Annotated in this window: 24 protein-coding genes and 3 tRNA genes; 12 read left to right on the top strand and 15 right to left on the bottom strand. The window is 71.5% G+C overall.

Going from position 1 to position 22,482, the window contains the following annotated elements; genetic code table 11:
* Nucleotides 1-23: 23 nt before the first annotated feature.
* The 3 genes from CXH06_RS09475 to CXH06_RS09465 are packed head-to-tail and all read right to left on the bottom strand — an operon-like array spanning nt 24 to nt 2,613.
* On the bottom strand, nt 24-887 hold the full coding sequence (locus CXH06_RS09475) for a Nif3-like dinuclear metal center hexameric protein (RefSeq protein ID WP_114854933.1): 864 nt from the start codon (nt 885-887) through the stop codon (nt 24-26).
* On the bottom strand, nt 887-1,339 hold the full coding sequence (sufU, locus tag CXH06_RS09470; protein WP_114854932.1) for a Fe-S cluster assembly sulfur transfer protein SufU: 453 nt from the start codon (nt 1,337-1,339) through the stop codon (nt 887-889). The genes CXH06_RS09475 and sufU overlap by 1 nt, the downstream gene beginning before the upstream one ends.
* Entirely contained in the window at nt 1,336-2,613 is a 1,278-nt protein-coding gene (locus tag CXH06_RS09465; RefSeq protein ID WP_232820290.1) for an aminotransferase class V-fold PLP-dependent enzyme, read from the bottom strand. Before CXH06_RS09465 ends, sufU begins: the two co-directional genes overlap by 4 nt.
* Between CXH06_RS09465 and CXH06_RS18610 the strand changes: the two genes are divergently transcribed.
* The 3 genes from CXH06_RS18610 to CXH06_RS09450 all read left to right on the top strand — a co-directional run bounded on the left by CXH06_RS18610 (nt 2,606) and on the right by CXH06_RS09450 (nt 5,596).
* A complete protein-coding gene (locus tag CXH06_RS18610; protein WP_232820289.1) occupies nt 2,606-3,028 on the top strand; it encodes a hypothetical protein in 423 nt (140 codons plus the stop codon). The genes CXH06_RS09465 and CXH06_RS18610 overlap by 8 nt on opposite strands.
* Before the next feature lie 164 nt (nt 3,029-3,192).
* On the top strand, nt 3,193-4,830 hold the full coding sequence (locus CXH06_RS09455; RefSeq protein ID WP_157975684.1) for a hypothetical protein: 1,638 nt from the start codon (nt 3,193-3,195) through the stop codon (nt 4,828-4,830).
* Between the two features lie 13 nt (nt 4,831-4,843).
* Nucleotides 4,844-5,596, top strand: a complete 753-nt coding sequence (locus CXH06_RS09450; protein WP_114854930.1) for a VOC family protein — start codon at nt 4,844-4,846, stop codon at nt 5,594-5,596.
* Between the two features lie 63 nt (nt 5,597-5,659).
* Here CXH06_RS09450 and CXH06_RS09445 read toward each other — a convergent pair.
* Nucleotides 5,660-5,733: transfer RNA gene (locus CXH06_RS09445), tRNA-Val, on the bottom strand.
* Nucleotides 5,734-5,781: 48 nt separating this feature from the next.
* Nucleotides 5,782-6,201, bottom strand: coding sequence for a DUF3052 domain-containing protein (locus CXH06_RS09440; protein ID WP_114854929.1), 420 nt, complete (start codon nt 6,199-6,201; stop codon nt 5,782-5,784).
* Between the two features lie 321 nt (nt 6,202-6,522).
* Here CXH06_RS09440 and aceE point away from each other — a divergent pair, with 321 nt between their 5' ends.
* The 5 genes from aceE (at nt 6,523) to CXH06_RS09415 (ending at nt 13,039) form a co-directional block, all read left to right on the top strand.
* Nucleotides 6,523-9,267, top strand: coding sequence for a pyruvate dehydrogenase (acetyl-transferring), homodimeric type (aceE, locus tag CXH06_RS09435; protein WP_114854928.1), 2,745 nt, complete (start codon nt 6,523-6,525; stop codon nt 9,265-9,267).
* 114 nt (nt 9,268-9,381) lie between these two features.
* Complete coding sequence (locus CXH06_RS09430) at nt 9,382-10,335, top strand: ACP S-malonyltransferase (protein ID WP_114854927.1); 954 nt, start codon at nt 9,382-9,384, stop codon at nt 10,333-10,335.
* Nucleotide 10,336: 1 nt separating this feature from the next.
* Entirely contained in the window at nt 10,337-11,338 is a 1,002-nt protein-coding gene (locus CXH06_RS09425; protein WP_114854926.1) for a beta-ketoacyl-ACP synthase III, read from the top strand.
* 134 nt (nt 11,339-11,472) lie between these two features.
* The gene (locus CXH06_RS09420) at nt 11,473-11,721 is read left to right on the top strand and encodes an acyl carrier protein (protein WP_114854925.1); all 249 of its coding nucleotides are present in this window, start codon (nt 11,473-11,475) and stop codon (nt 11,719-11,721) included.
* 76 nt (nt 11,722-11,797) lie between these two features.
* Nucleotides 11,798-13,039, top strand: a complete 1,242-nt coding sequence (locus CXH06_RS09415; RefSeq protein ID WP_114854924.1) for a beta-ketoacyl synthase — start codon at nt 11,798-11,800, stop codon at nt 13,037-13,039.
* A 121-nt stretch (nt 13,040-13,160) separates the two neighbouring features.
* Here CXH06_RS09415 and CXH06_RS09410 read toward each other — a convergent pair whose 3' ends face one another.
* From CXH06_RS09410 to CXH06_RS09390, 5 genes are all read right to left on the bottom strand, one after another.
* Entirely contained in the window at nt 13,161-13,652 is a 492-nt protein-coding gene (locus CXH06_RS09410) for a DUF3145 domain-containing protein (RefSeq protein ID WP_114854923.1), read from the bottom strand.
* A 90-nt stretch (nt 13,653-13,742) separates the two neighbouring features.
* Entirely contained in the window at nt 13,743-14,234 is a 492-nt protein-coding gene (locus CXH06_RS09405; protein WP_114854922.1) for a peptide deformylase, read from the bottom strand.
* Nucleotides 14,231-14,713, bottom strand: coding sequence for an OsmC family protein (locus tag CXH06_RS09400; protein ID WP_114854921.1), 483 nt, complete (start codon nt 14,711-14,713; stop codon nt 14,231-14,233). The genes CXH06_RS09405 and CXH06_RS09400 overlap by 4 nt, the downstream gene beginning before the upstream one ends.
* A gap of 93 nt (nt 14,714-14,806) precedes the next feature.
* Nucleotides 14,807-14,878 (bottom strand) — tRNA-Asn (locus tag CXH06_RS09395).
* A 78-nt stretch (nt 14,879-14,956) separates the two neighbouring features.
* Nucleotides 14,957-16,108: a LacI family DNA-binding transcriptional regulator gene (locus CXH06_RS09390; RefSeq protein WP_114854920.1), complete on the bottom strand. Its 1,152-nt coding sequence runs from the start codon at nt 16,106-16,108 to the stop codon at nt 14,957-14,959.
* 180 nt (nt 16,109-16,288) lie between these two features.
* On the opposite strand from CXH06_RS09390, the gene CXH06_RS09385 reads away from it, so the two are divergent.
* Nucleotides 16,289-16,362, top strand: a tRNA-Ile gene (locus tag CXH06_RS09385).
* 99 nt (nt 16,363-16,461) lie between these two features.
* Here CXH06_RS09385 and CXH06_RS09380 read toward each other — a convergent pair.
* Nucleotides 16,462-16,737, bottom strand: a complete 276-nt coding sequence (locus CXH06_RS09380) for a stress protein (protein WP_114854919.1) — start codon at nt 16,735-16,737, stop codon at nt 16,462-16,464.
* 288 nt (nt 16,738-17,025) lie between these two features.
* On the opposite strand from CXH06_RS09380, the gene CXH06_RS09375 reads away from it, so the two are divergent.
* On the top strand, nt 17,026-17,520 hold the full coding sequence (locus CXH06_RS09375) for an ABC transporter substrate-binding protein (protein ID WP_114854918.1): 495 nt from the start codon (nt 17,026-17,028) through the stop codon (nt 17,518-17,520).
* Nucleotides 17,517-18,521, top strand: coding sequence for a cation diffusion facilitator family transporter (locus CXH06_RS09370; RefSeq protein WP_114854917.1), 1,005 nt, complete (start codon nt 17,517-17,519; stop codon nt 18,519-18,521). Before CXH06_RS09375 ends, CXH06_RS09370 begins: the two co-directional genes overlap by 4 nt.
* 6 nt (nt 18,522-18,527) lie before the next feature.
* Here the strand turns inward: CXH06_RS09370 and CXH06_RS09365 are convergent, their stop codons facing one another.
* The 4 genes from CXH06_RS09365 to CXH06_RS09350 all read right to left on the bottom strand — a co-directional run bounded on the left by CXH06_RS09365 (nt 18,528) and on the right by CXH06_RS09350 (nt 21,429).
* Nucleotides 18,528-20,021, bottom strand: coding sequence for an FAD-dependent oxidoreductase (locus tag CXH06_RS09365; protein WP_114854916.1), 1,494 nt, complete (start codon nt 20,019-20,021; stop codon nt 18,528-18,530).
* Between the two features lie 13 nt (nt 20,022-20,034).
* Nucleotides 20,035-20,283, bottom strand: a complete 249-nt coding sequence (locus CXH06_RS09360; RefSeq protein WP_114854915.1) for a hypothetical protein — start codon at nt 20,281-20,283, stop codon at nt 20,035-20,037.
* Nucleotides 20,284-20,323: 40 nt separating this feature from the next.
* Nucleotides 20,324-21,046 (bottom strand): TetR/AcrR family transcriptional regulator, encoded by a 723-nt coding sequence (locus CXH06_RS09355; RefSeq protein WP_255411433.1) that lies wholly within the window; start codon nt 21,044-21,046, stop codon nt 20,324-20,326.
* Nucleotides 21,047-21,126: 80 nt separating this feature from the next.
* The gene (locus CXH06_RS09350) at nt 21,127-21,429 is read right to left on the bottom strand and encodes a hypothetical protein (RefSeq protein ID WP_114854913.1); all 303 of its coding nucleotides are present in this window, start codon (nt 21,427-21,429) and stop codon (nt 21,127-21,129) included.
* A 314-nt stretch (nt 21,430-21,743) separates the two neighbouring features.
* Here CXH06_RS09350 and CXH06_RS09345 point away from each other — a divergent pair, with 314 nt between their 5' ends.
* Nucleotides 21,744-22,469 carry a GAF and ANTAR domain-containing protein gene (locus CXH06_RS09345; RefSeq protein ID WP_114854912.1) on the top strand — a complete coding sequence of 242 codons (726 nt, stop codon included), beginning with the start codon at nt 21,744-21,746 and terminating at the stop codon, nt 22,467-22,469.
* Nucleotides 22,470-22,482 lie beyond the last annotated feature (13 nt).

The following is a 22,482-nucleotide window of genomic DNA, read 5'->3' as shown; positions in this document are numbered from 1 at the left end:
GGCCGGCACGGCGTCCGGGTCGATCAGCCGGCGCGACCGTTCCAGGGATCGCTGCGATGGGTGCTGCGCAGCACCTCGAGCTCGGGCATCGTCTCGTGCAGCAGCTGCTGCGCCAGCGGCAGCCAGAGCGCCTCGCTCGCCGCGTGCGGGACGTCGATCAGGGCCGGCACCCGCGACGGATCGGCCGCGGACTCCAGGTGCTCGAGGGCCGGGTGATGACGCAGGTCGGAGGTGATGTAGGCGTCCACGCCGGCAGCGCTCGCCGCGCCGAGGAAGGAGTCCCCGGCGCCGGGGCACACGGCGAGGGTGCGCACCATCCGGTCCGGGTCGCCGGTGTGGAGGATGCCGCGAGCGGTGGCAGGGACCAGGTGGGACAGGGCCTCGGTCAGATCGCCGATCGTCGTCGGCGCCGGCAGGGTGCCGACGGCTCCGAGCCCGATCCGGCGGGATCCGTGGGCGGCGGCCGTTCCGTCGGACTCCGACGCCCCGGGCACCAGCGGCGCCACGCCCTGGAGGTCCAGCAGGTCGATCCAGGCGCCAACGGTGCCGCGGGAGGAGCGGTCCACGTTGGTGTGCCCGCCCCACAGCGCGGTGCCGTGACGCAGCAGGGCCGTGACCACCGCTCCCTTGCCGTCGTCGGCCGGAAGGAAGCTCGCCCCGCGCAGCAGCAGCGGATGGTGGGTGATGACCAGCTGGGCGTCGCGCTCGACAGCTTCCCGGGCCACCGCCACGGTGGGATCCACGGCCAGCAGCACCCGGTGCACCTCCGCGGCCCGCTCCCCCAGCACCAGCCCGACGCGATCCCAGGGCTCCGCCCAGGCGAGCGGGTAGGTCTCCTCGAGGACGCCGGTGACGGCGCCGACGGTGGGGTGTTCGCTGCGGGACATCACGCCCCCAGCGTACGGGCCTCGACGAGCGCGGCCTGATAGGCCTTCCAGGGCATCAGCACGCACTTCACGCGCGCGGGGAACTTCGCGGCGCCCAGCAGCGCCACCCCGTCCCCGAGCAGCTCCTCGTCCCCCGCGAGGCGGCCGCGGGAGCGCATCGCCGCCTCGAGGTGGTCGCTGACCGGCTGGATCTCGTGCACGGGACGCCCGATCAGCAGGTCCGCCATGATCGAGGCGCTCGCCCGGCTCATCGCACAGCCGACGGCCTCGTAGGAGACGTCCTGGACGAGCTCGTCGGCCCCGAGTCGGAGACGGAGGGTGATCTCGTCGCCGCAGGTGGGATTGACGTGGTGGACCTCGGCGTCGAAGGGCTCGCGGAGCCCCGCGTGCAGCGGTCGCTTGTCGTGCTCCATGACGATCTCGGTGTACAGCGAGGACAGGGGGTTGCTCATGAGAGGGATCCGAAGAAGTCGATGGTGCGGGCGACGCCGGCGATCAGGGCGTCGACCTCGGAGGGCGTGGTGTGCACGGAGAAGCTGGCGCGGGTGGTGCCGTGCAGGCCGAACCGGCGGTGCAGCGGCCAGGCGCAGTGGTGCCCCACCCGCACCTCGATGCCCAGGGAGTCGAGCACCTGGCCGACGTCGTGCGGATGCCGCCCGGCGAGATCGAAGGAGACCGCGCCGCGGCGCTCGGGCCCGTCGGCCGGGCCGATCACCCGCACGCCGTCGATCGCGGTCAGACCGCGCAGGGCCCGGCGGGTCAGCTCCTGCTCGTGCGCGGCGACCGCGTCCATCCCCAGTGCCGTGAGGTAGTCGCAGGCGGCGGCGAGGCCGACGGCCTGGGAGATCGGTGGGGTGCCGGCCTCGAAGCGCGCGGGCGGCTCCGCGTACGTGCTGCGGTCCATGTGGACCGTCTCGATCATCGAGCCACCGGTGAGGAAGGGCGGCATCGCCGCGAGATGCTCGTACCGTCCCCAGAGGATCCCGATGCCGGTGGGACCGTACATCTTGTGCCCGGACACGGCCGCGAAGTCGACGCCGAGCGCGGCGACGTCGACGCTCATGTGCGGGGCGGACTGCGCCATGTCGAGCACCGTCAGCGCTCCGACGGATCGCGCGGCCTCGACCAGGCGCTCCACCGGGGTGACGGTGCCCAGCACATTGGACTGGTGGGTGAGGGCGATGACCCGGGTGCGATCGGTGACCAGGGAGTCGAGGTCCGTCAGGTCGAGCGTGAAGTCCTCGGCGACGGGGATCCAGCGCAGCGTGGCGCCGGTGCGGCGGGCGAGCTCCTGCCAGGGCACGAGATTGGCATGATGCTCCATCTCGGTCACGAGGATCTCGTCGCCCGCCCGGACGCGCAGGTGGTCCGGGACGGTCTCGTCCCCGCTGCCCAGGGAGTGGGCGACGAGGTTGAGCGCCTCGGTGGTGCTCCGGGTGATGACGACCTCGTCCGGCGAGGGTGCGCCGAGGAAGGCGGCGATCGTCTCCCGCGCGTCCTCGTAGGCATCGGTGGCAGCGGAGGCCAGGCGGTGGGCACCGCGCTTGACGGCGGCGTTGTCCCGGGTGAGGAAGGCGACCTCGGCGTCGATGACCTGGCGAGGCCGCTGGGAGGTGGCGCCGCCGTCGAGGTAGATCAGGGGCGTCTCGGGATCGAGGCGGCGTTCCAGGATCGGGAAGTCCGCCCGGATCGCCTCGAGGTCGAACGGACTGCGGGGGGTGCTCACCGGCGCGGCTCCTTCTGCGCACGGGACCGCGGCGCCGTCGGTGGGGCGATCGGGCCGTGCAGGACGGTTCTCCCAGTATAGGAACCATCCCGGCGCACCGACCGGCCATGAGATCCTGGCCTCAGTCATCGCGGCGGAGTTCCGCCCCCTGCCCCCTCGAGGAGGACTCGTCATCGAGACCCTGATCCTGGCCGCCCTCGTGGTGGCCGTCCTGACCTCGCTCGTCCTGCTCATCGGCCAGATGCTCGTGCGTCGCCGCCGCGACCGCGAGGAGGCCGAGCGCACCGGGCACTCGCCCGAGGAGATGCGCACCCCCGAGCAGCAGGCCCGTGACCGGCAGACGGCCGTGATCTGGGGCTGTGCGATCGTTCTGGTGCCGGCCTTCCTGGCGGCCGCGTACCTGCTCACGCGCTGAGGCACCGGGCGGTGGACGATCCTGGGCCGCCACGGCTCTTTACCACGATCCCAGAGGCGGCTACGATCGCGGGGCCTGCCGATCCGCACGGAGATCCCCTCGGCAGTCGGGACACCGCCTTGAGCTCCCCCCCCCGTGGCGACACCGTCGTGCACCGCGGGGCCATGCCCCCGACACTGGAGAAGGTCACCATCGCAACCCCGGACAGCCGCCGTTCCGAGCAGCCCCCGCCACCACCGCTGCGCCGCCGCGCCGTGATGAAGGGTGTCGTGTGGACGGCGCCCGCCGCGGCGTTCTCGGTCGCAGCTCCGGCCCTGGCGGCTTCGGGCGCCACGCCCACACTGGAGTTCGAAGTCCCCTCGTTCGAGATGGCGAGCTGCGGAACCCTCGAGGAGGTCGTCATCCACGCGACGACCGACGGCTCCCAGCACGTGCCGCCGGGGACGGTCATCACTATCACCCTGCCGGAGGGCTTCGAGTTCGTCGATGGCTCCACCTCCCCGCTCGAGTTGACGGTGGAGGCCGAGGGGATGGTCGTGCTTCCTGCCGTCCGGGCCCCGCTCTCCTCCGATGGCGCCGTGGTGGAGGCCCGCAGCGGCTCGCTGCTGGCCACTGCCGAGATCGCTCTGGGCCCGCCTGTCGGGACCCGGCTCTACGCCGGGAACGTGAGCTTCGTCCCGCACTTCCTCGCCCTGCCGGAAACGGGCCTACCGTCGGGTTACCGCTTCGAGAGCATCCATGCGACCGACGGCGCCGTCTTCGTCACGCTCGGCGACGGGACCTTGTGGGTGGCGCGCGAGAACCCGACCACCGGAACGGCCACCGGGCCGGTGACCTGGTACAGCACCGGCCTCGTCGCCGACGCCGCCGAGACTCTCATCTCCTCCAGTCCCAACGTCTACGACAGCCTCCTCCTGGTCGACGGAGCGCTCCACACCGTCACGGTCAGCGGCACCTGGACCACGACGCCCACCACCTCTCCCCTCGCGAACCCTCCCGGCGGCGCGCCCGTGCAAATCGGGGTGAGCAACGGCGTCGGCACCTTCTACGCCGAGACCGCGGACGGGCGCCTGTGGTCGACCCCGCGCTCCGGCGGCTCACGGGGGACGTGGTCGCAGATCACCGGGTTCCCCACGCCGCTGACGGACTGGTTCATCCAGCGCGGGAACGGCTCGGAGGTCGTCTGGGTGATCGGCGCCGACGGCGCGCTCTACTCGAACAACGCCACGACGGGAGCACGCCCCTCCGTGCTCACGAACCGCCGGCATGCGTCCGCGGCCTGGGTCGCGCCACTCTCGCACTTCGCGAAGAACCATGCGGACTCGGCCATGGGCGGCAGTGGAGCAGCCTTCGTGGACGCGGGCGGCAACATGTTCCACTCCAGCGGGGCGCAGAACCGGGACTTCAGCGGAGTGCTCGCCGGGCAGTTGGGCGATCTGGAGCTGCTGCGCACCGTCGATTCCCTCGGCGCGACGACGAACACCATCATCCACGTCGTCGACGGCGGACGGCTCTACGCCGCGGACCTCACCAACAGCGTGCCCTTCGCCGACATCACCCCGCCGCAGAGCCTGCTCCAGGGCGCCACGATCGTGGACGCGCATTCGACCGGGTCCGGTCTCAGCGGCAGAACCTTCGCGATCGACTCGAACTCCGTCGTCTGGGTGAGCAACCGGTACGTCTCCGGCACGCCGCGCTGGAGCCGCGCCGACGGGCTCCCCGCCCGCCTCGACGCGGACGGCATCGTCCAGGACGGCAAGTTCACCTACGTGCTCGGGGGCCCCGACAGCTGCCCGAGCTGAGTGAGTGACGCCCGTGACCCGGCCCGACTGGATGACCCTGTTCCTGGACACACCGATCGCCCGGTGGCGGGCAGCCGTCCGGTTCTGGGCGGCGATCACCGGAACCGCGGTCTCGCCGAGTCGCGGTGAGAACGGCCAGTTCGTCACCCTGCGCCCGCCGCACGGCGACGCCTGGTTGAAGCTCCAGGCCATCGACGCCCCCGCACCCCGGATGCACCTCGACCTGGACGCCGCTGACCGTCCGGGCGCGATCGCCGCCAGCCGCAACCTCGGCGCCACACGCGCCTGGACCTATCACGACGTCGCCGTCATGCGTTCACCCGGGGGCGTCCTGTTCTGTCACACCCTGGGCGAGGAGGGGCATCGGCCCCGGATGCAGCGGGACGGGCTCGCCCTGGTGGCCGACCAGGTCCGCCTCGCCGTCCCCGCGCGGTTCTGGGAGGTCGAGCTCGAGTTCTGGCGCGGCGTGACCGGTCTGCCGATGACGCTCGGCGCACGTGGTGAGAGCGCAGTCCTCCGCGATGACGATCCCACCGGTCCGCCGCGGATCCTGCTGCAGCGCCGGCTCGGTGACGCACCGCGCGTCCGGGCGAACCTGGACGTCCTGGTGCGCGATCTGCGATCGGAGATCCAGCGCCACGAACGTCTGGGCGCCCGCCGGCTCGCGGACGACGGGCGGCGGATCCGCCTGATGGCGCCTTCCGGGCACGTCTATCGCCTCACGGCGGGGGATCCGAGCAGCGCCCTCGTCGCGGACTCTCTGTGAACGCGCGAAAGCCCCTCCCCCGGGCCGTCCTGCTGCCCGGTGGGAGGGGCTCTCGAGTACCGGTGGGTCGTGAGGGGCTCGAACCCCCGACCTTCTGGGTGTAAACCAGACGCTCTGACCAGCTGAGCTAACGACCCTGGCGGGGATTCCCCCTGCTGCGCCCGGGCGTGGGCGCAGCGCTGAGATCAGCCGGCGCGGCTGGCCAGGCGCGTGCCCGTCCAGTCCGGGGCCAGGCTCACAGAGCTCAGCACGCGCAGGCCCGCGGTGCCGGCGCACTCCTGGATCTCACCGGGGAGCACATGGCCGTCGCGTCCGGCCTTCGGGGTGACGATCCAGACCGGGGCGCCCGGGGCCAGCGCGCGGAGCGTGTCCACCATGGCGTCGGTGAGGTCACCGTCGCCGTCGCGCCACCACAGCACCACGGCATCGACGATCTCCTGCGTGTCCTCGTCCTCGAGCTCCTCACCGATGAGGTCCTCGATCGCGTCGCGGAGGTCGAGATCGACGTCGTCGTCATAGCCGATCTCCTGCACGATCTGACCCGAAGTGAGGTTCAGCACCTCTTTGAGGGTGCTGGACGAAGGGGCGTCGGCCGACGGTGACAAGAAAGGGCTCCTCAGGGGTGGGGTCGAAAACGTTCGCGCGAGGCCTGGAGGTGCCCGAACGGGCCCAGGGCCGGGCTGCGCGCGGCCGATTCTATGTCACGCGCCACCTTCGTGCACGTCGGGACCTCCGTCCCGCCCCCGGGGCGCCGGGCGCATCCGGGAAACAGGTGTCCTGCGTGTCACATCAGGGGGCCGGTCACGGCGATCCCAGAGCCTCAGGGCGACGGTAGGCTTGCTCGCACCGAGGCCGACGGAGCCGGGCCCACCGGCGTTCCTCAGCTCCCAGGCCGGTCCATCGCCTCCCGTAGAGAGAAGGACAGTGTGACTTCGCACGAGACCCCTCGTCCCATCGGCATCAACCTGCCGAGCCATGCGCAGGACCCGGACCCGGAGGAGACCCGGGAGTGGTTGGAGTCGTTCGACGGCCTCGTCGAGCACCGCGGTCCGGAGCGGGCGTCCGAGGTCGTCCAGAGCCTCGTCCAGCACGCCCGCGACGAGGATCTCGATCTGCCGGACACGCTGATGACGGACTACGTCAACACGATCTCCGTGCAGAACCAGCCCGAGTACCCCGGTGACGTGGAGCTCGAGAAGGAGCTGCGCAACATCAACCGCTGGAACGCGGCGATGGTGGTCCATCGCGCCCAGCGGCCGGGGGTGTCCGTGGGCGGCCACCTCTCGAGCTACGCCTCCATCGCCACGATGTACGAGGTGGGCTTCAACCACTTCTTCCGCGGCCACGATCATCCCGGCGGCGGCGACCACGTCTTCTTCCAGGGGCACGCCTCCCCCGGCATCTATGCGCGCGCGTACATGATGGGTCGGCTCTCGGAGCAGGATCTCGACGGCTTCCGCCAGGAGTTCTCCAGCGAGCACGGCATGCCCTCCTATCCGCACCCGCGCGCGATGGAGGATTTCTGGGAGTTCCCCACGGTCTCGATGGGGATCGGCCCGGTCGCCGCGATCGAGCAGGCCTCCTTCGACCGCTACCTCCACAACCGCGATCTCAAGGACACCAGCGACCAGCACACCTGGGCCTTCCTCGGGGACGGCGAGATGGACGAGGTCGAGTCCCGCGGCGCGCTGCACATCGCCGCCAAGGAGCACCTGGACAACCTCACCTTCGTCGTCAACTGCAATCTGCAGCGGCTCGACGGCCCCGTGCGCGGCAACGGCAAGATCATCCAGGAGCTGGAGGCGCAGTTCCGCGGCGCGGGCTGGAACGTCATCAAGCTCATCTGGGGCTCCGGATGGGATCCGCTGCTCGAGGCCTCGAATGACGGTGCGCTCATCGACCTGATGAACGCCACCCCGGACGGCGACTACCAGACCTACCGGGCGGAGTCCGGCGCTTTCATCCGTGACAACTTCTTCGGCCGCGACCCGCGCACCAAGGCGCTCGTCGAGGATCTCAGCGACGACGACATCTGGTGGAAGCTCAACCGGGGCGGCCATGACGCGAAGAAGATCCACGCCGCGTTCAAGGCCGCCACCGAGCACAAGGGCGCGCCGACCGTCATCCTCGCCCAGACCGTCAAGGGCTACCGCCTGGGCAAGAACTTCGCGGGCCGCAATGCGACCCACCAGATGAAGAAGTTCACGCTCGAGGACCTCAAGGCGCTGCGCGACACCCTGCGCATCCCGGTCTCCGACGAGCAGCTCGAGTCCGGCAGCGTCTACGACGCCCCGTTCTACCTGCCCGAGCCCGATGCCCCGGTGATGAAGTACCTCAAGGAGCATCGCTCGGCCCTCGGCGGCCCCGTCCCCTCCCGCCGCACCGAGCACAAGCCGCTCCAGCTGCCGGGCGACAAGGCCTACGAGGTCACCCGTCGCGGATCGGGCAAGCAGGAGATCGCCACCACGATGGCCCTGGTGCGACTGCTCAAGGACCTCATGCGCGACAAGGAGACCGGTCGGCGCTGGGTGCCGATCGTCCCCGACGAGGCGCGGACCTTCGGCATGGACTCGCTGTTCCCGACGGCGAAGATCTACAACCCCGACGGCCAGAACTACCTCTCGGTGGATCGGGACCTGCTGCTGGCCTACAAGGAGTCCACCTCCGGCCAGATCAAGCACATGGGCATCAACGAGATCAGCTCGACCGCGGCGTTCACCGCGGCGGGCACCTCGTACGCCACCCATGACTTCCCGATGATCCCGTTCTACATCTTCTACTCGATGTTCGGGTTCCAGCGCACCGGCGACTTCTTCTGGGCAGCCGGCGACCAGATGGCCAAGGGCTTCGTGATCGGTGCGACCGCCGGCAAGACCACCCTCGCCGGCGAGGGCCTGCAGCACATGGACGGCCACTCGCCGATCCTGGCCTACACCAACCCCGGCACGGTCATCTACGACCCGGCCTACGGCTACGAGCTCGGGCACATCATCCGCGACGGCCTGCAGCGCATGTACGGCGAGGACGACCGCCTGCAGGAGGTCTTCTACTACATCACCGTCTACAACGAGCCGCTGGTGCAGCCGGCGGAGCCGGAGGGCCTGGACGTCGAGGGGCTGCTCAAGGGCATGTACGTCGTCGAGCCCGCGCCCGAGGGCGAGGGCCCCGAGACCCAGCTGCTGGCCTCCGGCGTGGGCGTTCCGTGGGCGCGGCACGCCCGCGAGCTGCTCGCCGAGGACTGGGGCGTGCGCTCCACCGTGTGGTCGGTGACCTCGTGGACGGAGATGCGCAAGGACGCCCTGGAGGCGGAGAAGCACAACCTCCTGCACCCCGAGGAGCCCCGCACCCCGTGGATCTCCGAGCGCCTCGACGGCGTCGAGGGACCGTTCATCGCGACCTCCGACTACGACTTCCTGGTCCCGGACATGATCCGCGAGTGGATCCCCGGTCGCTACGGCGTGCTCGGGGCCGACGGCTGGGGCTTCTCCGACACCCGCCCCGCCGCGCGGCGCCACCTGAAGATCGACGCGCACTCCATGGTCGTCAAGGCGCTGCAGCTGCTCGCCAAGGACGGCAAGGTCGACCCGTCGGTGGTGCGTCAGGCCATCGACAAGTACGAGCTGACCGACGTCAACGCGGGCCAGTCCGGCTCCTTCGGCGGCGAGTCCTGATCACGGACACCGGGCCGCTCGCCGTTCGCGGCGGCGGCCCGGTGGTCTCCCTCTGCACGGCCCGTCTCCCACCGCGAGCGGGCCGTCCCTCATCCTCACTCCCTGGAGGTACCTGTGCTCGCGTTCGTCTGCCCCGGCCAAGGGGCGCAGAAGCCCGGATTCCTGAGTCCCTGGCGTGAGCTGCCCGGGGTCGACGAGGCGCTGTCCTCCCTCTCCGAGGCCGCCGGCGTCGACCTGCTGCACCACGGCACCGCATCCGATGCCGAGACCATCCGCGACACCGCGGTCGCCCAGCCGCTGCTGGTGGCGGCGGGGATCGTGGCCGCCGGCCGGCTGCGTGCCGAGGGTGAGCCGGCGCTCCCCGCCCCGGACGTCCTGGCGGGGCACAGCGTGGGCGAGCTGACCGCCGCGGCGCTGGCCCGTGTGCTCACCGACGAGGACGCGATGCGCCTGGTCGCCGTGCGCTCCGGAGCGATGGCCGCGGCGGCCGCCGCGGAGCCCACCTCGATGGCCGCGGTCGTCGGCGGCACCCGCGAGGGCGTGCTCGCCGCGATCGTGCGCCACGGCCTGCATCCCGCGAACATCAATTCCGCCGCCCAGGTCGTCGCCGCCGGCACCGCCGAGCAGATCGCGGCGCTGGGCGAGGACGCGCCGGCGCGCGCCCGTGTGATCCCGCTGCAGGTCGCCGGCGCCTTCCACACCCCGTACATGGCCGGTGCCCGCGAGGAGCTCGCCGCCTTCGCGCCGACCCTCCCCGTCGCCGATCCCGCGGTCCCGCTGGTCTCGAACGCCGGCGGCGAGGTCGTCACCTCCGGTGCCCGCTATCTCGAGCTCATCGTCGATCAGGTGGCCTCGCCCGTGGACTGGCAGGCCTGCATGGAGACCTTCCGTGCACGTGGTGTCACCGCGCTGATCGAGGTCGCCCCCGCCGGCACCCTCACCGGACTGGCCAAGCGCGATCTCAAGGGCATCGCCCTGGCGAACCTCAACACCCCCGACGATCTCGACGCCGCCCGCGCCCTCATGCGCGAGCACGCCGGCACCAGCCCCACCGACCAGGAGCACTGACATGGCCGTCTCCCTCAGCACCACGGCACCGGTCGCCGGCTCCCAGGTCCTCGCCTACGGCGCGGCCCGCGGTGATCTGGTGGTCCCGAACGATGATCTGGTGGGTCCGATCGACTCCTCCGACGAGTGGATCCGGCAGCGCACCGGCATCGTCACGCGCACTCGCGCCAGTGCCGAGGTGGGCGTCAAGGACCTCTCCCTCGCCGCGGCCCGGGAGGCGATCGAGACCTCGGGGATCGACCTCGAGACCCTCGACGCCATCATCGTCTCGACGATCACCTTCCCCTACGCGACTCCGTCGCTCGCGACCCTGCTGGCCGGCGAGCTGGGCCGGCCGGACGTCATCGCCTACGACATCTCCGCCGCCTGCGCCGGCTTCGCCTACGGCATCGGGCAGGCCGATGCGCTGATCCGCTCGGGGTCGGCCCGCAACGTGCTGGTGATCGGCGCGGAGAAGCTCTCCGACTTCGTCTCCCCCACCGACCGCTCGATCTCCTTCCTGCTGGGCGACGGGGCGGGCGCCGCCGTCGTCGGCCCCAGCGACACCCCGCGCATCGGCCCCACCGTGTGGGGCAGCGCCGGCGACAACTGGAACACCATCCGCATGACCGGCTCCTCCCTCGACTTCCGCGACGGCAAGATCGGCTGGCCCACTCTCGAGCAGGACGGCCGCACGGTGTTCCGTTGGGCGGTGTGGCACACCGCCCAGAAGGTCCGCGAGATGCTCGAGCGCTCGGGGCTCACCGTCGAGGACGTCGACGTGTTCGTCCCCCACCAGGCGAACATGCGCATCATCGACGAGCTCGCCAAGCAGCTGAAGCTGCCGGAGGACGTCGTCATCGGTCGTGACATCGCCGACACCGGCAACACCTCCGCGGCCTCGATCCCGCTGGCCACCCACCGCCTCCTCGCCGAGGGCGCCGCGCGCAGCGGCGATGTGCTGGTCCAGTTCGGCTTCGGCGCCGGCCTCGCCTACGCCGGTCAGGTGCTCATCCTGCCCTGATCCCTGCGCGGGACCGCGGGTGGACTGTCACCCGCATCACGGCGCAGGGATGACATCCTCTTCCCTGCCCGGAACACGGCGATCTCGCGGGTAGTCTGTGAGCGCCATCCAACCCATTGATCGAAGGAGCACCCATGGCACACACCGAGAACGAGATCCTCGAGGGCCTCGCAGAGATCGTCAACGAGGAGACCGGTGTCGCCACCGAGGACGTCAAGCTGGAGAAGTCCTTCACCGACGACCTCGACATCGACTCCATCTCCATGATGACCATCGTGGTCAACGCCGAGGAGAAGTTCGACGTCCGCATCCCCGATGAAGAGGTCAAGAACCTCGCGACCGTCGGCGACGCCGTCCGGTTCATCCAGGGCGCTCAGAACTGAGCCCCGCCTGACGCCCGGGACTCCGCCGTCCCGGGCGTCGCCGTCGTCCCACGCCCACCCCGACCCGGAGGTCCGCATGTCCGCTCCCCGCTCCCGAGTCGCCGTGACCGGCCTCGGCACCGTCAACCCCCTCGGCGGTGATGTCGGCTCGACCTGGGAGGCAGCCCTGGCCGGCACCTCCACGGCGCGCACGCTGGAGAACGACTGGAAGGAGCAGTACGGTCTGTCCGTCGACTTCGCCTGCCAGCTCGCTCCCGGCGCTCTCGAGCCCCTCTCGCGCCCCGAGGCGAAGAAGCTGGACCCCTCCGGCCAGTACTCGATGGTCGCGGCCCGCGAGGCCTGGGCCGACGCCGGCGCACCCGAGGTCGAGCCCACCCGCCTCGGCGTCGTGGTCGGCACCGGCATCGGCGGCATCTGGACCACGCTGGACCAGTGGGACGTGGTGCGCGAGCGCGGCGCGCGACGGGTCAATCCGTTCACCGTGCCGATGCTCATGGCGAACTCCTCGAGCGCGCAGATCTCCATGGAGCTGGGTGCCCGGGCCGGTGCGCACACCCCGGTCTCGGCCTGCGCCTCGGGCGCCGAGGCCGTCTCGCTGGGGATGGGGATGATCCGCGACGGTCGCGCCGACGTGGTCGTCGTCGGCGGGACGGAGGCGTGCATCCACCCGATGACGCTCGCCGCCTTCGCGAACATCCGGGCGCTCTCCGGCCGGGTCGACGATCCCGAGCACGCCTCGCGCCCGTACGACGTCGACCGCGACGGCTTCGTGCTCGGCGAGGGCGCGGCCATCCTGGTGCTCGAGAGCGAGGAGCACGCCGCGGCCCGTGGGGCGCGGGTGTATGCCTACGCCGCCGGTCGCGGCATGGCCTCCGACGCCCACCACATCTCGGCTCCCTCGGCCGAGGGGCAGGCCCGGGCCATCCGCGAGTCCCTCGAGGACGCCGGGCTCGCCGCGGGGGACGTCGCCCACGTCAACTCCCACGGCACCTCGACCCCGCTCGGCGACATCGGCGAGCTCAATGCGGTCTCCGATGCCCTGGGCGGCGTCACCGACCAGCTGGTGGTGACCTCTACGAAGTCCATGACCGGGCACCTGATGGGCGGTGCCGGAGCGCTCGAGTCGATCTTCGCGACGCTCGCCGCGCATCACCGCACGGCCCCGCCGACGATCAACATCGAGACCCTCGATCCCGAGACCCCGATGGCGATCGCGCAGAACACCCCGGTGTCGCTCCCCGAGGGGGACTTCGCCGTGCTGAACAACGCCTTCGGCTTCGGCGGCCACGACATCGCGGTGGCCTTCACCACCGCCTGACGCACCTCCGCGAGTACGGTGCGGTCCTGAACCAGAATCCCCACTGATCCGGTTCAGGACTGCACCGTTCTCGTCGGCGGACCGGTGACGGACGGGCGCGGGCGTCGTCTGTGCAGAGGTCTCAGCTGACGCGGTGCAGCCAGCGCATCGGCACGCCGGCTCCGGCGTGGCGATAGATCTCCAGCTCCTCGTCCCACGGCTCGCCGAGGGCGATGCCGAGCTCGCGCCGGAGTGCTCGTGGATCGTTCCCCGCCCGCTCCATGCAGCCGCGCACGTGGTCCTCGGTGAGCACCGTGTTGCCGGCGTGGTCCGTCGCAGCGTGATGGATGCCGAGCTCCGGGGTGCAGCTCCAGCGCGCCCCGTCCACGGTCGCGGTCGCTTCCTGGGTGACCTCGAAGCGCACCTCGTGCATGCCCCGCAGCGCGCTCACCAGCTGGGCGCCGGTGTCCTCGCGTCCTCGCCAGGTCATCTCGGCGCGCTGGAGGCCGCGCTCCACCGGCTGCTCCTCCCACCGGATGCGGGCGGGCATCCCGAGGACGCCGCTGGCGGCCCATTCGAGGTGCGGCGTGAGGGCTCGCGGAGCAGAGTGAACGTACAGTACGCCCTGGGTCATCTCGATCCTTCCGGTCTCCGATGCGTCTTCCCCAACGAATCGGTGCCGTGAATGGTTCGGAGGACTTCAGGGATCCTGCCGTGGCCGAGCTTAGAGGGTCTCCCGGATCTGGCGCAACGCCTGCTTCCGCACCGAACGCTCCAGGCCGTCGATGTAGAGCTCCCCGTCGAGGTGTCCCACCTCGTGCTGGATGAGCCGTGCGACGATCCCCTCCCCCGCGAGCTCCACGTCCTCGCCCTCGAGGTTCGTCCCCACGCAGCGGGCGTAGGCGGAGCGGGTGCGCGGGAAGAACAGCTGGGGCACCGACAGGCAGCCCTCGTCGTCGTGCTGCAGCTCCTCGGAGAGCTCGACGATGACGGGGTTGAGGATGTAGCCCACCTCGCCGGTCTCCACCAGGTGCCAGGAGAAGGCCCGCTGGGCGACGCCGATCTGGTTGGCGGCGACGCCGGCCCGCCCGTCGTCGTCGACGGTGTCCAGCAGGTCCCGCACCAGGGAGCGGGTTCCCTCGGTGATCTTCGTGATGGGATCGCAGGGGGTGCGCAGCACAGGATCGCCGACGATCCGGATGGGGCGGACGGTCACGCCGAGGTCTCCTCGTCCTGCTCGTCGCCCTCGGCGCCGAGGATCTGATGGGTGACCTCCACGCCGGAGGCGATGCTCCGCTCGACCGTGCAGCCGGCGGCGACGGCGCGGCCGAAGACCTTCACCACGGTGGCGATCTCCTGGGCGCTCAGGCCCTCGAGCGGGATCTGCACCTGCTCGGCGATGGTGAGGTAGCGGTTCTCGGACTCGTCGGAGAGGCCATGGGCCCACAGCCGCATCGGGAAGTCCTCTCCGAGCCGACGGGCGAGGTTCACGTCGCTGCTCATGCCGGCGCAGCCGATCAGCGCGAGCTTCAGCAGCTCGCCGGGGCTGACCTCGCCGTCGCCGTGTCCGATGGGGATCTCGACCCCGCGCTGGGTGCGGCCCATCAGGGTGCGGTGCCCGGTGCGATCCGCCCAGACGCTGCCGGGGCCGACCTCCTCCGGGAGCTCGAAGTGGTCATCGGGGAGGGCGGGCATCGTCCTACTCCTTCATGAGCAGAGTGGGGAACCTGAGCGGAGGGTGGAAACGACGCAGCCCCGGAGTGATCCGGGGCTGCGCTCCTTCTGGGGCTCCCGCAGTTGGATTCGAACCAACAACCCTTCGATTAACAGTCGAATGCTCTGCCGTTGAGCTATGCGGGATCAACCTGGACTACTTTAGCAGGCCCCTCCGGCCCTCCGCATCTCGAACGGGCCCCTCACCGGGGACTATGACGAAGGTTACCTCGCGAGGGCTTCGTGGTGCGCAGGGTCCGTCCCGGCGGCGGTCGCCCGGTCGGCCGCGGGGTCCGTCGACCCGCGGACCACGAGCTCGGGTTCGATCACCCGGGCCTCGACCTCTGCCGGCGAGCCCGGGTGCTCCGGCGTTCCCGCCGGAACGTGCCGACCGCCCTCCCCGATGAGCTCGAGCAGGCGCGTGGCGGCGAGCCGGCCGTACTCGACGGCGGAGCGGCCGACGGCGGTGATCCGTGGTCGATGGGTCCGGGCCAGCGGAGAGTCCTCGTAGCTGGCCACGGCGATGTCCTCCCCGACCCGCCATCCGGCCTCCTGCAGCACGCGGGCGCCCGCCAGCGCCATCTCGTCGGTGTCGAAGAGGAGTGCCGAGGGCGGTTCCCTCCGCGCGAGCAGCTCCGCCGTGACGGCCTCCGCGCCCCGGGTGCCGAAGCCGGCGTGGTCCAGCGTCCCCGTGACGGCACGCGCGGTGCACCGCTCCCGGAAGGCGCGGTCGCGCAGGGCGATGTGGAGCAGCTCCGCGTCGCCGGCGACACGGGCGAGACGGCGATGTCCACGGTCCGCGAGATGATCCACCAGCAAGCGCGTGGCGTGGGCGTCGTCGACGTAGACCGCGGGCAGCGCCCCGTGGTGACCGGGCCCTCCCACCACCAGAGCGGGCTGGCCGAGGTCCTCGAGGGCGGGGATGCGCGGATCGTCCACCCGCAGATCCACGACCACCACGCCGTCGACCTTCCGCTGGGCGAACCATCGCCGGGTGGTCTCGACCTCCGCGTCGGGAGAGTCGACGATCTTCATCTGCAGGGAGTAGTCCCGGGCGCTGAGCACCTCCTGCAGCCCGGCGACGAAGGCCCCGAAGAAGGCGTCGCTGCCCAGCTGTTCCGCGGGACGGGCCAGCACCATCCCGGCGGTGAGGACCGGCGCTCCGGCGAGTGCCCGGGCTGCCGGGGACGGCTCCCACTCGAGCTCCCGCGCGATGGAGAGGATGCGGGTGCGGGTGGCGTCGGAGACTCCTGGTCGGCCGTTGACCGCGAGCGAGACGGCCGCGGCGGTGACCCCGGCACGCTCGGCGATGTCGACGATCGTCACGCGCTGCCCACGCCCGCGCCCCCGGGGCCGGTCCTGCCTGCTCGTGGTCATGGTCCGACCTCCTCGCACGAGGGCGAGCGCCTCTCGCCCGTGGTGTTGCATGACAACAGTAGCGAATCCGTCCACGCGACCCCCGCGCCCGGCAGGTCCACGGCCTCGCGAGCCGTGGCATCAGTCCAGGTCACAGGGCGCCACCGTGGTAGATTCGTCGAGGTCCTGCGCGCAGGGCACGGCCCAGTAGCTCAGCCGGTCAGAGCAGCGGACTCATAATCCGTCGGTCGCGGGTTCAAGCCCCGCCTGGGCTACGCATCCGGTGCCGCGAGACAGCGGACGGGGAGAGGAGCGCGTTCGCCTCCCCTCCCCGTCGACGCCTCGCGATCGAGCGGACGCCCGACTCCCGCGAGCTAGGCGGAGCCGCCTCGACGCCCGGCCTCGCGCGGATCGGCCGAGTTCTGCTCACCGAAGCTCCCCGAGCTCTCCCGGCCGCCCTCGCGACCGGCGTCCACGGGATCGGCGGCGTTCTCCTGCCCGAAGCTGCCCGAGCTCTCCCGGCCCGCCTCGCGCGGATCGGCCGAGTTCTCCGCACCGAAGCTTCCCGAGCTGGCCTGGCCGCCCTGCTGCGCCTGCTGCTCCGTGTCGTCCCGGTTCCCGAACTGCCCGGGGTTGTTCTGATCAGCCATGATGGGTCTCCTTTCCTCATCCGCCGGCCTGTGCCGGCCGAGCACCGTGCCCGTGACCGGAACGTTATGACCCTCGCGGCGCGGCCCTCAAGGGATGAACCGATCGGAAGGTGAGACCGTGCGGCGGCCGCGGCACGGCCGTCCGTGCACGTCTGCTCGGACCTTCGCCGGGTGCAGGCGTGCCCTCGCGACGGCCGGAGCGGCCCTGTGCCGACGTCGTGCTGTCCCCCGGCACCGGGACGGGCATAGTCTCGGGCCACACGTCCCGACAGCACTCGGAGGGCCGTCATGAGTCCCAGCACTTCCCGGCGAGGCGTCCTCGTCCTGGCCGGATCCCTCATCGCCCTCGGCGTCACCGGATGCGGCGCCGGCATCCCGCGCGATGCCCAGGGCACGCTGCGGCGCGCCACCGGCGGCACGCTCCGGGTGGGCGCCTCGCAGAACCCGCCATGGGTCGACATCACCGCCGACGGTGCGGTCGACGGCTCCGAGGCGGAGCTGATCGAGGGCTTCGCCGCCACGATCGACGCCCGCATCGAGTGGATCCCCGGCGCCGAGAGCGTCCTCGCCCGCACCATGGAGGACGACGGCCTGGATGTCATCATCGGTGGACTGACCAGCGACACACCGTTCTCCGCCCAGATCTCTCCGACCAGACCGTATGCGACCGTTCAGGCTCCCGACGGCTCGACGCTGAAGAGGGTGCTCGGCGTCCGGCCCGGCGAGAACGCCCTCCAGGTCGCGCTCGAGCGGTACCTCGCCCGGGCCTCGGGGGACCTGTGAGCGCGCGCGGGGAGCCCGCTCCCGAGTTCGCTGCGCACTCGGGGCGCGACGCCCTGCCCGAGGAGCAGAGGTCGCTGCTGTCCCGGGCGATCCGGCTCGAATGGATCTCGATCGCCTGCACAGCGGTGACGGTGACGATGGTGGCCTCGCTCGCCGGCCAGTCCCAGGCGATGAAGGCCGCCTGGATCGAGGACGCGCTCGCTCTCCTCCCGCCGATCGCCTTCCTCGTCGCCACCCGGCGTATCCGCCGGGGACCGACCCGCGACTACCCCTATGGGCACCATCGGTCGATCGGCGTCGCGCATCTGGTCGCCGCCGTGGCGCTGCTGAACATGGGAGTCTTCCTCCTCGTGGACTCCACGATCAGCCTGGTGACCGTGGAGCGTCCCCCGGTGGGCCTCACCGTCCTGTTCGGGCAGGCGGTGTGGTCCGGATGGCTGATGATCGCTGTGCTCGTGATCGCCTGCATCCCACCGGTGATCCTGGGCCGGCTCAAGCTCGCGCTCGCCGAGCCGCTGCACGACAAGGTGCTGTACGCCGACTCCGACATGAACAAGGCGGACTGGTCCTCCTCGCTCGCGAGCATCGCCGGGATCATGGGCATCGGGCTGGGCCTGTGGTGGGCGGACGCGGTCGCGGCGCTCCTCATCGCGCTCTCCATCTCCCGTGACGGGGTGAAGAATCTCCGCGCGGCGATCCGTGGTCTCACCGATGGCGTCGCCCGCACCTTCGACGAGGAGGAGCCGCATCCGCTGATCGCCCGGCTCGAGCAGCGGGCCCAGGAGGCGCCGTGGGTCCTCGATGCCGCGGGCCGTGTCCGCGACGAGGGCCACGTGTTCCACGTCGAGATGTTCGTGGTCCCCGCGTCCGGCGAGGTGGTCACCGGTGCGATGTGCGAGGACCTGCGTGCGTCGCTGCACGACCTGGACTGGAAGGTGCACGACGTCGTCATCGCCCCGGTCGCCGAGCTCCCGGAGCATCAGGCCTTCCACCGGGGCTGAGCCGGCTCACAGCGGTTCGGTCCCCAGGTCCTTCACCGCCGGGCCCTCGAGGAGCGCGCCCTCGGCCGAGAAGCGGGACCCGTGCAGCGGGCAGTCCCAGGTGTGCTCGGCATCGTTCCAGCGCAGCACACCGGCCAGGTGAGTGCACACCCCGGAGACCGCGCAGGTGCGACCGTCGACGGTCGAGACGGCCACCGGTCGGGCGCCCCGTCGGCCGACGACCCCCTCGCCTTCTGAGGGCGGCCGGGACGGGAGCGGCCGCAGTGCGGCCCCCGCCCAGCCCGTCATCGCCTCGCGACCCGCCGCGGCCGTGAGCGCCGCCATCGCCGCGACCGCGGGGAGCCCTCCGCCTGCGGACCGCAGGGCCCCGAGCCACGACGGCGGCCGGTCCTCGATCGTCCCGGTGACGGCCAGGGCGCCGACGACGGCAGAGGTCATCCCCCACTTCGCGTATCCCGTGGACGCCAGGATCCTCCCGCCGCTGCCGGGCAGCGCACCGATCAGAGGCAGTCCGCTCGCGGACTCGTAGTCCTGAGCCGCCCACCAGTGGGTGCGCTCGATCCCCGGGACGAGGGAGCGCGCCCACGTGTCGAGCTCCTGGACCGCCGCTGCGGGCTCCGCGCGCCCGGTCACGTGGTCGTTGCCGCCCACGAGCAGGAGCTCCTCGTCGCCGTATCGCGCCGAGCGCAGGCTGCGCACCGGAGCATCGACCGAGACATGCATCCCGCGGGGCACCCACCCGCTCTCCGGCACCCGGTAGGCGAGGGCGTACGAGCGGTGCGGCACCATCCGCAGGGCGTGCCCGCCGCGCCCCAGAACCGGGACGCCGGTGGCCAGGACGAGACGGTCCGCGTGCACGGTCCCCCGGGTCGTGGAGACGGTCAGGGGATCCCGGCCGGCCACGTCCGTCAGCCGGGCCCCGTCAACGATCATCCCGCCGCGCTCTCGCAGCTCCTGTGCCAGGGCGAGAAGCACCTCCATCGGATCGAACTGGGCCTGCTCGGCGAGGCTCAGCGCCCCGGCGACGGGGAACGGCAGCTCGGTGGAGTCCTCCCACCGCGCGGGCAGCCCCAGCGCACGGGCGGTCTCCTGCTCGGCCCGCAGGCGTCGCGCACCGGCCTCGCCCACGGCGTAGCTGACGGCGTCCCGGCGCTGCACCTCGACCCGGTGCGTCCGGCAGAGCTCCAGCAGCCAGTCCTGCGCCGCACGGCTCGCCGTGAGATACGCCGCCGCCGTGCCGAGCGCATGTCGCCGCCGGATCTCGGAGAGCCGCGCGCCCTGCAGGAGGCTCAGCTTCGCCGTCGTGTTGCCGGTGGCGACGGCGCCGACGGTGCGCGCCTCGAGAACGATCACGCGCCGGCCGGTGCGGGCGAGCGCGACGGCGGTGGCGAGGCCCGTGAGCCCGCCGCCGGCGACCGCCACGTCGACGGAGGCGCGCCCCGGGAGGGCATCGGTGGGCATCTGCGAGCCCTCGTGCATATCGAGCCAGAGCGAGCTCATGGCGGGTCCCTCCTCACTCGCCGCTCTCCGCGGCATGACGCGCGTGGCGCTGCTCCGCCAGCAGTCGGCGCGCGGCGGTCGCGTCCTCGTCATCGACGACCTCCTCGATGCGGGCGCCGATCAGAGCACCGCATGCACAGGCGACGATGTACGCCTCGTGGCCGCGCCAGGAGCCGTCTGCGGCCGGGCCCTCGGACAGGCGGCGGCGGATCCCGTGCGCACCGGCGGAGGTCGGTCCCGGTGCCGGCGCCCCCGCGGTCATGGCCGGTGCTCCGTGGAGGCTCCGACGGCGCCCCGGGCCGTCACGGGGCCCCCACGGCAGAGCCGCTCACGAGCGTGGAGGCGGGAGCCGAGGGTGCCCGATAGGACTGGAGCAGCTTGTGCAGGTCGGCGACCGGGGCATCGTCGTGGGCGCGGCCCTGCATGGTGCGGACCGTCCCCTCCCGGCAGGCGTGGCTGAGGACGAGGGCGAGCATCGACCGGCCGGCGAAAGCCGGGTCGATGTCCTCGCGCAGCGTGCCGTGCCGCCGCATCGCCCGGAAGCACTGCTCCAGGACGTGCTCGTGCACCCGGTGCAGCCGGGCGAGCCGGAACCGTCCGGGATGCTCCCTGCTGACCGCCTCGGCGTCGAGGGTCGCGAACAGTCGGATCGACGGCGAGCAGGGGTCCCAGGTCGTGGCGAGCGCCTCCAGGAGCGCCTCGCTGCTGAGGCACAGCTCGTCGACATGGTCCAGGACCCCCTGCGCACGCTCCTCCAGCCGCTCGATCACGGCGATTAGCAGGTCCGCCTTCGTGGGGAAGTGATGCAGCATCCCCGGGTGGGAGATCCCGATGTGCTGTGCGATCTTGCGCAGGCTCGACCCGAAGTACCCGTGCTCGGCGAACATCTCGGACGCGCCGTCGAGGATCGCCTCCCGACGAGAGGGGCGCGCGGGCCGCGGAGTCGTGGTGACCGGCGCTCTCCCGCGAGCAGAGGCCGCGCCCGGCCTCCGCCGGGACGAGACCAGCGAGAAGGGCGGCGTCACAGGCTCCGTGGCAGGTCCCGTCTCCTCACGGGTGGCTGCCTCGGCGTCAGGACGAGGGGTCGTGATGTGGATTCGATCGGTCACGGTCGATCTCCTTCCTCGACAGGAGTGACCGCCAGGCAGGACGGCAGGCGGTCGGGAACCACGAGCTCCACCGGCTCGATGAGCAGCTCGTCCTCGAGCCGGTCGGTGTCCTTGCGGAGCAGGAGCAGTCCTGTGGAGTCGATGTGATCGGCTCCGGACAGGTCGATGGTGATGCGGAACTGCGCCATGGCACGTGCTCGGCGCATCAGCGGCAGCAGGTCGGGATAGCTCTGCTCGGTCACGCACCCGGCGACCAGCAGTCGCAGCTCGGAGGTGACGGCATCAGCTCGGACGGTCACGGCGATTCGATGAGACAAGTCGGCTCTACCTCTGCACACGCGAAGGGAGTCGGGCCTGCTGCTAGACCGCACCGTTATCGTACTGTGACTCACGCCTCGCGTCCAGGAACCTGCCCGGACCGCCGACCGCAGGGACGACCACAGGCGCGGAGATGGGGTGTGACATCATCAGGGCTCCAGGCGTCGTCACCGGCCTCAGAGGGACAGGGATCCGCGCAACCACCTGCGCCGATCCTGGATTCTGATCCGTCCGACCATGCCGATCACGGGCGCCTCACTGTGCTGCCCCTCCCCTGCCGGACAGCGAGGACGCCATGGACCATCCACCGACCGACCCGGCCGCGGAGGGCCGCCTGGCGATGATCACCCGGGAGCTGATGTCCCAGCCGTTCGAGGAGATCACCCCGGAACGGGTGGTGGAGCTGGCCGTGGCGCACGTGCCCGGCTGCTCCCTGGCGAGCATCAGCCTCCGCAGCGCCGGGCGCAGGGCGGAGACCCCCGCCGCCAACGACGCACTGGCCGAGGCCCTCGATCACTGGCAGTACGACTCCGGCGACGGGCCCTGCCTGAACACGCTGGATGACGGCAACGTGCGACTGTCGGACGATCTCGCCGCCGAGACGCGGTGGCCCGCGTGGTCCCCCCGCGCCGCGGCGGCCGGCATCGCCTCCGTCCTCAGCATCCGCCTCGCGACGCCCGAACGAGTCCTGGGGAGCCTCAACCTGTACGCCCGGAAGGTCGCCGCGTTCTCCGACGACTCCATCGACATCGGTGCGGCCTATGCCCGCATCGCCTCCGGTGTGCTGTTCGCCGCCGAGCAGAACGGCGGACTGCGCACCGCGCTCGAGAGCCGCAACGTCATCGGCATCGCCCAGGGCCTGCTGATGGGTCAGTACGGGCTGACGCGTGATCAGTCCTTCGAGGTCCTGCGCCGCCTCTCGCAGGAGAACCACACCAAGCTCCGCGATCTCGCCGCGCAGATCGTCGCGCAGAACGATCGGCTCAACGCCGGCGACGACGCCAGGACCCTCACCCCGTAGCCGGAGTCCATGC

This window comes from Brachybacterium sp. YJGR34 (assembly GCF_003347015.1).
GTDB lineage: Bacteria > Actinomycetota > Actinomycetes > Actinomycetales > Dermabacteraceae > Brachybacterium.
Note: the sequence above shows the minus strand (reverse complement) of the source record. Positions and strands in the feature narration are given on the sequence as shown.